We start from the raw sequence: 11997 nt of genomic DNA on the forward strand, positions 1-11997 counted from the left end.
AATTTTTTTCGTTTTTTAGGAGGTATTATAACTTGAAAAATATATATTTCTCACAAAATATTGTAAACAATGTAAAAAGCGATATAAATTTGAAATTTTCCAAAATAACTACAAAAAAAGAAAGACTGTTTTTGAAATTACTTTTCTTCAAGATTATTTCCTACCCTGAATCACTGAATAAACTGGAAATTGAATTGAATGAAATAATTACTACGTTAAATTTAGACAGTGTAAAGGATTTCAACATTTTTCTAAAGAAACTTATGGAAAAACAGATATTTTTTGAAATACCTGTCAAATCAGGAAAATATTCAGGCTCTTTTGCTCTTATTTCATCTTTTATAATTAACGCAAATTTCTGCCAGATTTTTTTTACTGATGAATTTAAATACTGTTTTTCCAATCAGAAAAATATATTTTCCTTATTGGAAATTGAAAAATTTATATTTATGGAAGAGCAAATTTCATTTAGCCTTTACAACAATATTATAAAAACGGCTCAAAACAAGAAAGAATTTGCTATTCCACTGAGTTCCTTAAAAGAATATCTGAATTCTACTGACAAATATCCAAGATTTTTTGATTTTGAAAGATATGTCCTGAAAAAAGCTATTTCAGATATTAATACTTTTACAGATTTCAATGTTGAATATAAAAAAGTCAAATCAGGATTAAAAGGGAGTAATAAAATTACCGCGATTAATTTTACAATAAATAAATCAAGACAAATTCCCGTACTTTATGACCAAGCTATATACAAAATGCTGGAACTGGTCAAAGACAGGATTACTAATCCTGAAAAAATATATAATCTTTTTCTTATGTATTCCGCTAAAAAAGGACATAAATATGTATATGACAATATAGAATGCCTGAAAAATTATTCTTCCGATGATTTCGAAAAAAAATTGAAAAAGGCTCTTTTGCTTGATTTGGCAGCCAACAAATTAAAACTGTATATAAATATAAATGAGGTTGTTAAATCTCCTGTTATCCTATATAATATACTTATGCAGAATATTAATATAATCAAAACTTACTATCCTAAAATAGATATGTTACAATATACTACAGGAGTTATAAATTTAAAAAATATTCGTTTTTTTAAAGATCAGGATATATTTGAATTTTCCAATGAAGAAATAGAAATTTATGTAAAATATTGTTTAAACAAAAAATCTATTATCAGGGTCTATTTACCTGATAAAATCATTAAAAAATTAGGAAAGAGAGGTAAAAATGAGAATACTGGTAGTTGAAGATGAAAAAAATCTGAATGACATAATTGTCAAAAAACTTAAACTGGAAAAATATGGAGTAGACAGCTGCTTTGACGGGAAAGAAGCCCTTGATTATATATTTTCCACTGACTATGATGCCGTCATTCTGGATATTATGTTACCGAAACTGGACGGATTTGAAGTATTGAAAAAAATACGTTCTCAGGATATAAAAACTCCCGTACTGCTCCTGACCGCGAGAGACGGTATTGATGACAGAGTAAAAGGACTTGATTATGGAGCGGATGACTATCTTGTAAAGCCTTTCGCTTTTGACGAACTTCTCGCCAGAATACGTGTTATGCTGAGAAGAACTTCAAACAATGTAAACAATGTATTTACAATAGCAGATTTAATAGTGGACTGTGATTCCCAGACGGTAACAAGAAACAACAATACTATAAAACTTTCCGCTCGTGAATTTACCATACTTGAATATATGATTAGAAACAAAGAAAAAGTTCTCACAAGGGATAAAATCGAGCAGCATATATGGAACTATGACTATGAGGGAGGAACGAACGTGATTGATGTCTATGTGAGATATCTAAGAAAAAAAATAGATGATGACTATACTCCTAAACTCATACATACAATAAGAGGTGTAGGTTATGTTCTGAAAGTGGAGAAGGTCGAAAATGAGTAAACTTTCTATCAAATCAAAAATTACATTTTGGTATATAGGTCTTATGATAGCCCTTATAATAACTTTTTTAGGACTTATTTTCTATATAAGTGAAAACATTATAAGAAATGCTGTTTATAAAAATCTCAAAAATACCGTTACAGGAACTTTTCAGGAGATTGATTTTTATGAAAATGAACTTGATATAGATAGCGACCTCATTACTTTAAATAACAATGTCCATATATCTATTTATGATGAAAACGGATTTATTTACGGCGATTATCCTCTGCTTATGAAAGACGACTTGCATTTGACGGACGGTGAGATAAAAACTGTCAAAAATAATAAGAAAAAATGGTATATTTATCAGGCAAAAAAAACTTATGGAGAATACGGAGATATAAAAGTGAGAGGAGTTATTTCGGCTTCGGAATCTGAAAATGCCCTTGAAACTATATTTTATATTTCTTTAATAATATTTCCGTTTTTTCTTATATTTACAGCCATTAACGGTTATATCATAGCAAATAATTCTTTCAAGCCTATTGAAAAAATAAGAAGTATTGCCGAAAAAATCAATGAAGGAAATGATTTATCCAGAAGAATAAATTTGGGTAAAGGAAATGACGAGCTTTCTACTTTAGCAAACACCTTTGATACGATGTTTGACAGATTACAGAGTTCTTTTGAGAATGAAGCCCGATTTACTTCCGACGTATCTCACGAACTTAGAACACCTGTATCCGTTATTATTTCCCAATGTGAATATGGAATAGAAAATTCCCAATCCCTTGAAGAAGCAAAAGATACTTTGAAAATTGTTCTTCAGGAGTCCAAAAAAGTTTCCCGCCTTATTTCTCAGCTATTGACTCTGGCAAGGATAGACAGAGGACATCAGAAACTCAATATAGAAGTTCTGAATATAAGTGAACTTGCAGAAATTGTAATCGACTCCCAGAAAAGCAGTGCCGATAAAAAAAATATTACAATTAATGAAAATATCACTCCTAATATACATACAAAAGGTGATGAAATAATGATTATGAGACTTTTTATAAATCTTATTTCCAACGCTATTACTTATGGTAAGGAAAATGGAAATATCCTTGTGGAAGTATTCAAAAATAATAATAAAATCATTGGAAAAATTTCTGATAACGGAATAGGGATTTCAGAAGAAAATATAGAAAAAATCTGGAAACGGTTTTTCCAGGCGGATCCGTCCAGAACAGGAGAAAATGCAGGTCTTGGACTATCTATGGTCAAATGGATTGTAGAGGCTCATAAAGGAACTATTTCAGTGGAAAGTGAACTTGGAAAAGGAAGTATTTTTACTTTTGAACTGCCTTATAATCTTTAACCTGTTAATTTTAAAGTATATTGTTAGGAAATCTTTTCCGAAACAAACAAAAAATTTATACCTCTCATTTTTCTTTAATATTTTTATGATATAATGATTATACATAAAAAATAACTATTAAAGATTACGGGAGGAAATTATGAAAAATAAAATCTTAAAAATAACATTATTAGGAATAACTATATTAGGACTGTCATCTTTTGCAGCAGGTAAAAAGATTTCATATTCAAATTATGCAACTAAAAGTCAGAAAGGCTACATTGGAGAAAGTAGAGCAAGAGCTATTGCCCTTTCAAGGATTCCCGGAGCGAAAAATCGTCATGTAGTAAAGTTAAAACTCGACCGTGAGGACGGAAGAATGGTTTATGAGGGAAAAGTTCTTTATAACGGTTTTGAGTATGAATTTGATATTGACGCTGTTACAGGAAGAGTCGTAAGCTGGGATGTTGACAGAGACTAATCAACATAAATTTTAAAGGAGAATTTGATGAAAAATAAAATTATAATGATAATACTTTTTGGTATTATTTTATCAGGAACTACGCTCATAGCGGCTAATACAAGAAAAAAAAGTAATAAAAAGAGAAGAGAACCCCAAGCTACAAAAATAAAATATAAAGAGGTAGTCGATGCAAAACCAATGATTACCTTTGTTAAAGCTGAAGAGATTGCTCTTGCTCATGCAGGATTGACTAAAGATGATGCCAACGTTAGTAAAATTCTTATGGAACAGAAAGATAAGGAACTTACTTACAAAATCGTCCTTAATTCCGATACTAATGATTACAATTACATTGTAGGTTCAAATGAAGGAAAAATTTTGAATTATTCCTTAAGAAGCAGAGATTATCTTGGCTCAAATGCAAATTATATAGGAAATGACAAAGTCAAGGAAATTATTCTCAATAAAATGCCTGAAGTTACGGAAGAAGAAATATACGAAATAAAAATAGATAAAGAAAATAATCTTCCTGTATACAAAGTCAGAGTTATTTCCAAAGGAAAAGACTATAAATTTACCCTCAATGCTTTTAAAGGGGATATTACCAAATCTGAAGAGACAGATTTTACTTCTTTTTAAGTTAAAGCAGAGATAAGAAAGGAGAATTACTATGAAAAATAGATTTTTAGCTGCAAGTCTGGGACTGTTGGCATTATTTATACTGGTAACTGCCTTTTTTACTAACAGTTATGCAAGTAAAAATGAACCCAGAAAAATAAAAATTTCCAATGCAGATATAAAGATTTCCATTGAAAAAGCTAAAGAATTGGCTATTTCTCATTCAAAAGTTCCTAAAAAAGAAGCAAAAATTTCTAAAATAAAATTAGACAAAGAAAACAGAAAATTTATTTATGAAATTGAATTTTATACTCAAAAGAAAAGATATCAGTATGACATCGATGCAAACACAGGAGAAATAATAAGTTACAACCAGAAAGATTTAGGCGTAAATATAAGCACTCTTCCTGATACAAATACAGGAAAAACTACTGTTACTAACGGTTCAACCGATAAAACAAAAGTAGATAAAACTAACTACATCGGAGAGGAAAAAGCCAAAGAAATAGCTATATCGAGAGTTTCAGGAGCTAAAAGAAGCGATGTTGTCAGAATTAAACTGGATAAGGAAAACGGCAGAGTTGTCTACGAAGGAAAAATTCTCTACAATTACACTGAATATAAATTCGATATAGATGCTCTGACAGGAGAAATATTGAGTTGGGAAGTAAATAAAGACTAACATATTGTTTAGAGCTGTTAAAGCTAACTTAGAGCTAATTAAAACTGACATAATAAATAGAATGTAGTAAATAACTAATTATATTTTTAAAAATATTATATAAATAAAAAATCGGTATTGAAACAATATTTTCTGTAGATATTTTTATTATTCATCTGATAAAATAAATAGTTCCTTAATCTTCTTATATATAATATCAGTATGAAAAATAAAAATAGAAAACAGTCAATACAGTTAAAATATACTGATTTTTTATTTCAGGCTCTATAATATATATGGGGGTGGAAAAAGAAATAAAAAAATAGCATAAATAACAAATTCATAGTATTATGTTTTTGCCAAAATAACATAAGAAAGAAATTTGTATTTATGCAAAATAATTTTACCACATTCAGACCTGAAATAAAAGATGTAAAAATAAAAAAAGTGGAACTTATCTGTGACACCTACCATGTATATGGAATAAGAGCTGATATAAGGCAGAACTGCTGTGGCAGAAAAATGAATATACATGACTACAGGACTGTTACAATAAGAAGCCTCAGTTACGGAAACAGGAAAGTCATACTTCATATAGAAAAACAGAGGTATGTCTGTCCTGTATGCAATAAAAGAACAACTTCCTCAATAGATATTGTAGACAGAAACTGCAGCATCTCAAACGAAATCAAGGATGAAATAAGAAGAAAACTTTCAGAGATGAAGTCATTCACTCAAATAGGAAGGGAAGAAAATACTAGCATATCAACTGTCATGAGGATATTTCATGACATTGAAGTTCCTCATCAGGAATTGGACTATGAAACTGTATACCTTGATGAATTTAAGGGGAATGCAGATAAAGAAAAGTATCAGCTGGCAATATATGATACAAACCATATCCTGATAGATATTTTAAAGGACAGGAAATCATCAACCATAAGGGAATTCCTTCTCTGTCATAAAGACAGTATAAAAAAGGTTGGAATGGACATGTTTATGCAGTTCAGGAATACAGTGTATTCCTGTCTTCCACATGCTGATATTGTAGCAGACAAATATCATGTCATAAGGCAAGCAAACTGGATGATAAGGGATGTGAGGATAAGATTATTCAATTCAGACATAAAGTACAGGGAATACAAGAAATACTGGAAGCTGATAGCAAAGAATCCAAACAGTACATTCAGTCCTTCACAGAAGAAGAGACTAAAGAAACTGAAGAACCTTTCAGAGATATTTTCAAGGGCTTATGATCTTAGGACAAAATTTTTCAGTATATTTGAAATAAAGGATGTTACTATATTCAGTTATGAACTGAAGAACCTGATAGGAGAACTAAGGGAGTCAGGAATAAAGGAATGCATTAAGTTAGGGGAAACATTATCAAACTGGGAAAAAGAAATAAATAATATACAAAAATATAATATAAATAATGGATTTGTTGAAGGTAAAAATAACAAGATAAAAGTAATAAAGAGGCTATCTTACGGGATAAAAAAATTCGACAACCTTAAAAAGCTTATTCAGCTTAGAATCTCTTAAGATTATCGAACTTTTTCCACCCCCACTCTTGACAAAGAGCCTTTTTTCATATTTTTTATTTTTTCACTTTTTATTCCTTAATTTTAAAAATAAAAGAGATTGTTTTTATTATATTTGAGATCTTTCAGGTGTCCACGATTTATTTACCATTTCTATAAGACTTTTTATATTATCTTTTCTTCCGTCTATACTGATAGAATAAATTCTTCCTCGAAAATCAAGATAATGTATTACCATAGCATTATTTGAAATATAATCTTTTTTTACAACTACCTGATAGGCACGATAACCATTTATGGTTGTTTCGGTAATTACTCCCTCATTTTCATCAGACATCTGTTTTAGTGAAGTATATAGCTGTTTTGCCATTGAATAGGCATTAGGATAATTATCTGTGGAATATGAGCTTAATGTTATATAATTAGTGTTGCCCTCTTCTTCCTGAAAATAAGCTTCTGCAAAAATTTTTCCATTATTTCCCGAAGTACCATCCTCAATATTGCTCCCCTCTCCGCCGACTACATTCCAGCCGGCGGGGAGAGTAATATATCCTATTTTAGCATTTCCAAAAATTTTCTGTCCAGAATTTTCTGAAGTTTGAGGAGTATCGTTCAATTCAAATTTATGCCATCCTTCTTGAGTATTTTGTATATTCTGATTTTGATTACTATTTGTAGTTATATCGATGTCATTATTCTCCTCAGTTTTTTTCTGATTATTTCCTTTATTTCCACATGATACGGACAATATTCCCAATAACAACATAATAATATATTTTTTCATAATTTTCTCCTCAAATATATCTATTTTTCGGGATTCCAGCTTTTATCAACGATATCCAATGTGTTCATCACCTCTTCAGAGGCTCCCTCTACTGCTACATAGTATACTTTTCCATTATAATCTACAAACATCATCATCAGTACTTTACCGTCAGGAGCTATAGCTTTAAGCATAAGAGCATCGTATCCGTTTACTTTTCCGTTCAATAGTTCCGCATTATTATTTGTTATAAAACCTACTTTTACAAGCCCGTTATACATATTGCTTATCGCTTCTTTGGCGTTGTTCCCGCCCGCAGGATTTTGGTCCAGTGTTATTATATCCACGCCGTTTTTTGAGAGCTGCATAGCAGTAGGTGTAGCTTGAGGATCTTTAAAATAACTCCAGCCGTTAGGCTGATCTATAAATCCTACTGTGGCATTACCGAATCTGCTGCTTGTAGAAACCGTCTGCTGCTGACTCTGGATATTGGATTGCTGTCCCTGTATATTATTATTCTGAAAGTTTTGTCCTTGCTGGGTAGTTTGCTGGCTTACCGTATTATTTAATTCATTTGCTTCACCCTGTTTTTGTCCGCACGATAATACCGCTATTCCTAAAATTAATACTAAAAACAATTTTCTTTTCATAATATATACCTCTTTTCTATCTTTTATATAATTTATTTTACATTATAAACATTAAAAGAAAATGAGAACTTGTAAAATCTGATTTTTTGAATTTTGATAACCTGATTTATTAACAAATTATTTATTTTTTTGTTTTTTTTATTTACTCTTCTATAATTTATTTTCTTTATAATTTAGTTATAATATATTATGATTATAACATATTTTTACAGTTTATTTTTCTCATTTTTCTTTAATGTTTATCTGATAAACTATAAAAAATCAATTAAGGAGATGATTTAAGTATGAAAAAATTATTATGTATGGTGTTTCTGGCATTATCGCTGGCTACTACCGCCGCTGAAAGTACAAAAGCATCATCGGCACATATTTCAAATCAGGAAATGAGACAGAACACGGCAGAAATTGAAAGGGAAGTAAAATCTTCATTTAAAAAAAGTTTTGAAACTCAGATCGAACAGGCAATTGCAACTACATTAAACAATAATCAGCTGGACGCTGCTCAAGCCTATATGGTTGCAATAATGGTAAAACGTATTATGAATTATATGGACATCGATGTGACAAAAGTCCATTATATATCCGATTATGAAGCTGATGTTACTCTAAGAGCGAAATTTCCTGATATTGGAAATGGAGACTACAGCAATAAAATCGAAGAGAAATTCAGAAGAAAGGCAGGAGTATCTATAGAGGGCCTTTCATCAAGAAATCTTTCTGACAAGGAAGCTGAAAAATATTTGGGTATTCTTGCTGAAGCGATAAATGAATCTATTGATGATATTTTATCAAATGCAAAAAGATACCAGTATACTACAGATGTCTACAGATTTGTAAAAGTAGGAAATAACTGGCAGACTAATATGGTTGCCAAATAAGAAATAAGAACTGTAAATAAAAAATGAGAATTAAAAAATAATATTTATACTATTTTTCAAAATTTTATTTATTAAAAATATTATTTTTTATTTCTTGTTTTTATTTTTTACAGTTTTTTTTATTTATTTTTTTGGAAGCTATATGGTGAGATACAATAAAATTATCAAGGAGCTGATTTGATATAAGAAAATTGTTACTTCTACTATTTTCTATGCTTTCTCTCTGTATTGCTGCTGTTGAAATTACAAAAATACCGTCAGCGCGTATTTCTGAACAGAAAATGATAGAATACAAAGCAGATCAGAAAACTTGTAAAAACATCATTTAATGAACAGATTAAAAATTATAGAACAGAAGCAATCATCTATAAATTCATCAAAACAGGCAATATATGGAAAACAGACAAATTTATTTTATCACATCTAAAAATAAATTTTACACAAAAATAGACAATATATGGAAAACAAATATAACTCCTGTTAATAAAAAGAATTAGAATTTTAAAATTACTGAAATAATATAAAAAATAATATCTATAAATTCATTCAAAATTTTATAATCGAAAAATATAATGGGCAGCTGAAAAATTAAACTGTCTAAACTGTTAATGTATAAGCGAATTTATATTTTTTCAGAAGCAGACAACTTTTTGATAATTAAAATTTTGTGGAATAATAAATATTATTTTTTATTCTTTATTGATAAAACTTTTTTCTATATTATTTTTTATATTATATCATTTTTTTGAAATTTACTCTCTTTAACCTCTCCTTTTTTTATTCTAACATACAATCTTCCAATATCTTTCAATTTTGCAATCATCAAAAAATACATAATCATTATAAAGAATGCAGTATAAAAAATCTATTTTATGTCTTTCAGTTTTGCAGTCATCAGAGAATATATATAAGAATGCAATATAAAAATCTGCCTTATATATTCCAATTTTACAATCCTAAAGACAATATTGTAGCAAATTCCGCATTATCATCGGACATAACCCAGCTTCCGCCATTCTTTTCATATTTGACATTTATTGTCTTTTCCATATATTGAACATTTCCCGCATTTAGTTTCTCTGCTACATATTGCATCATTGCACTTGTAACTATTTTTTGTACTTCTTCTTCACTTTTTCCGGAACTGTTTATATTCATATTTGACAATTCCTGTCTAAAATTCTGTACTATCTGCTGTATATTGGGATATTTCATTGAAACATTTATAATGGCAATATTACCATTTACCTGAGTATTATTGATATTATATGTTATTTTTTTATATCCTTCTGACAGCATAATGACATTTTGAGAAGTCCCCTCGGGAAATATTTTGGATGTATCTCCTGCCTGTATAGCATTCATCAATGCGTTAAACATCTGGTCAGGAGAATTGGCAATATTATTATTTTGTAAGCCATTATTGCTATTTGAATTATTAACCGTACCATTCTGAGTATTATTTTGAAGAGTATTCTGCTGATTATTATTTTGTCCTCCTCCTTGCCCTCCGCAACTGATTGTTAGTAACATTAATCCTAATAAAATTATTGTTTGTTTTTTCATATTATTTTCCTCCTGAATTTATCATTTTTTTCTTTATTTATTTTTTCTTTATATTTTTCAGTTAGCAAAATTCCGAAAACTATAGATATTGTATGTTGAAAAATTTATATAATAATTATATATTTATATCTTTATATGATATTATTGAATATATTTATTTTTTTGCTGTTTCAGGAATATATTTTTCCTTTACCATTTTATACATTCCTTTTCCTAACATTTTTAAAGTAATAAAAAACATTATAGACGGAATAATAATTGAAGCAAGAACTACCATTCCTTTCGTATTTTCAGATATCGAAGGATTTTCCGCCAATGATTTCAGTATCATAGGAAAAAATATCCCTGTTATATTGAAAACCATATGCATTAATATTGATATTTTTACTTTTCCTGTACGATCTTTTATATTTCCGAGCAGAATTCCTAATAAAAAAGTATAGATGAACTGTAAAGGATTTCCATGAGCCAGCCCAAAAAGTATAGCCTGTATTAAATTATAATATTTTGTTCTTTTTCTTAAAAAGTTGAATAACAGCTTTCTGAAAATAAATTCTTCTATAGGAGGTGCGACTAAGATTGCTATTAATATAAGAAATATTTCATTATACTGCATTTTTTGATTGTATTCATTTATCAATGATTTAAAAATACCTATTGATGAAATTATTGTCAAAAACATCATTCCGAGAATACAAAAACACATAGTATGGGTACTCAGAATAATCAAATTGTTATTTTCTTTTTTATTCATTTTTTTCTCCTTTCAAAAACTGATTTTTATTTCTATTTTTTTATAACTCGTAATTTAAAACCACTCCTCATTTCAATCTTACAAGATAAATATATCATTCAAACATTAAAAGAAAATGAGAGCTTTTTTATTTTGATTTTTTTCATTTTGATATAAAATATTTTCTGAATAATTTTCTTAAATTTTTTCTAAAAAACAAAAGTTCTCATTTTATTTTAATTTTTAAATGGTATTATAAATATGATAATAAAAATAGTTATCTATTTTCTACAACCTATATATCAATTCAGAAAGAGAGGTGTATTTTTATGAAAAAACTGATTATTGGTTTACTGTTGCTTTTCAGTGTCTTTACATTTGCTGAAAAATCAGGAAAATTGAGAATTATCAATGAATGTGAAATTGTCTCAAAAGGAAAAACAAAATCAGGTAAATACTATATGACATGTAAAAGCTTGAAAACAAATAAAATTTTTCATTTTATCGATTTAGTTGAGCAAAGTTATTATAAATTCGATAAAGGAATAGTTTTTGAAATAGAATTTTACGGTAAAGGCAACAAAAATCTAACTATAGAAACTTTTAATTATGTACGTTAATAAAAACTATAATACAGTAAGTAATAGTAATAGAAAAAAATATATTTATAAATTTTTCAAAATTTTATAATTTGAAATAGAAAATAAATATTGGAAAAAAGTATCTTTCTGAACTTTCAAATGATTTTTGCTTTTTTCTTAGTAAATAATTGTTTCAATTTAGCATAATTTTGAGAAGTAAATAAATATATTTTTTTGTGAATTATTATATTCCTATTTTTGGGATTATTAAATATATAATATATATCAAAATA

General features: G+C 28.4%; 13 protein-coding genes. 9 read left to right on the forward strand and 4 right to left on the reverse strand.

Features of this window, described 5'->3' with window-relative positions; all coding sequences use genetic code 11:
* Positions 1-32 precede the first annotated feature (32 nt).
* The 7 genes from ACO5J6_RS00645 (at position 33) to ACO5J6_RS00675 (ending at position 6534) form a co-directional block, all read left to right on the forward strand.
* Positions 33-1259 (forward strand): replication initiation protein, encoded by a 1227-nt coding sequence (locus ACO5J6_RS00645; RefSeq protein WP_485641413.1) that lies wholly within the window; start codon positions 33-35, stop codon positions 1257-1259.
* Positions 1240-1926, forward strand: coding sequence for a response regulator transcription factor (locus ACO5J6_RS00650; protein WP_485641414.1), 687 nt, complete (start codon positions 1240-1242; stop codon positions 1924-1926). The genes ACO5J6_RS00645 and ACO5J6_RS00650 overlap by 20 nt, the downstream gene beginning before the upstream one ends.
* Positions 1919-3268: a sensor histidine kinase gene (locus tag ACO5J6_RS00655; protein ID WP_485641415.1), complete on the forward strand. Its 1350-nt coding sequence runs from the start codon at positions 1919-1921 to the stop codon at positions 3266-3268. The genes ACO5J6_RS00650 and ACO5J6_RS00655 overlap by 8 nt, the downstream gene beginning before the upstream one ends.
* A gap of 139 nt (positions 3269-3407) precedes the next feature.
* Positions 3408-3728: a PepSY domain-containing protein gene (locus tag ACO5J6_RS00660; RefSeq protein ID WP_485641416.1), complete on the forward strand. Its 321-nt coding sequence runs from the start codon at positions 3408-3410 to the stop codon at positions 3726-3728.
* 27 nt (positions 3729-3755) lie between these two features.
* Complete coding sequence (locus ACO5J6_RS00665) at positions 3756-4349, forward strand: PepSY domain-containing protein (protein ID WP_485641417.1); 594 nt, start codon at positions 3756-3758, stop codon at positions 4347-4349.
* Positions 4350-4380: 31 nt separating this feature from the next.
* The gene (locus ACO5J6_RS00670) at positions 4381-5010 is read left to right on the forward strand and encodes a PepSY domain-containing protein (RefSeq protein WP_485641418.1); all 630 of its coding nucleotides are present in this window, start codon (positions 4381-4383) and stop codon (positions 5008-5010) included.
* A gap of 369 nt (positions 5011-5379) precedes the next feature.
* The gene (locus tag ACO5J6_RS00675; protein ID WP_485641419.1) at positions 5380-6534 is read left to right on the forward strand and encodes an ISL3 family transposase; all 1155 of its coding nucleotides are present in this window, start codon (positions 5380-5382) and stop codon (positions 6532-6534) included.
* 108 nt (positions 6535-6642) lie between these two features.
* On the opposite strand, the gene ACO5J6_RS00680 is transcribed toward ACO5J6_RS00675, so the two are convergent.
* Positions 6643-7317: a hypothetical protein gene (locus ACO5J6_RS00680; RefSeq protein ID WP_485641420.1), complete on the reverse strand. Its 675-nt coding sequence runs from the start codon at positions 7315-7317 to the stop codon at positions 6643-6645.
* A 20-nt stretch (positions 7318-7337) separates the two neighbouring features.
* Complete coding sequence (locus tag ACO5J6_RS00685; RefSeq protein WP_485641421.1) at positions 7338-7946, reverse strand: hypothetical protein; 609 nt, start codon at positions 7944-7946, stop codon at positions 7338-7340.
* 284 nt (positions 7947-8230) lie between these two features.
* On the opposite strand from ACO5J6_RS00685, the gene ACO5J6_RS00690 reads away from it, so the two are divergent.
* Positions 8231-8824, forward strand: coding sequence for a hypothetical protein (locus ACO5J6_RS00690; RefSeq protein WP_485641422.1), 594 nt, complete (start codon positions 8231-8233; stop codon positions 8822-8824).
* A 948-nt stretch (positions 8825-9772) separates the two neighbouring features.
* Here the strand turns inward: ACO5J6_RS00690 and ACO5J6_RS00695 are convergent.
* Both ACO5J6_RS00695 and ACO5J6_RS00700 read right to left on the reverse strand, forming a co-directional pair.
* Complete coding sequence (locus ACO5J6_RS00695) at positions 9773-10390, reverse strand: hypothetical protein (RefSeq protein ID WP_485641423.1); 618 nt, start codon at positions 10388-10390, stop codon at positions 9773-9775.
* 154 nt (positions 10391-10544) lie between these two features.
* Positions 10545-11144, reverse strand: a complete 600-nt coding sequence (locus ACO5J6_RS00700) for a CPBP family intramembrane glutamic endopeptidase (RefSeq protein ID WP_485641424.1) — start codon at positions 11142-11144, stop codon at positions 10545-10547.
* 308 nt (positions 11145-11452) lie between these two features.
* Between ACO5J6_RS00700 and ACO5J6_RS00705 the strand changes: the two genes are divergently transcribed.
* Complete coding sequence (locus tag ACO5J6_RS00705) at positions 11453-11743, forward strand: ubiquinol-cytochrome C reductase (protein WP_485641425.1); 291 nt, start codon at positions 11453-11455, stop codon at positions 11741-11743.
* Positions 11744-11997: the final 254 nt, after the last annotated feature.

The sequence above is a fragment of the Pseudoleptotrichia sp. genome (assembly GCF_057270515.1).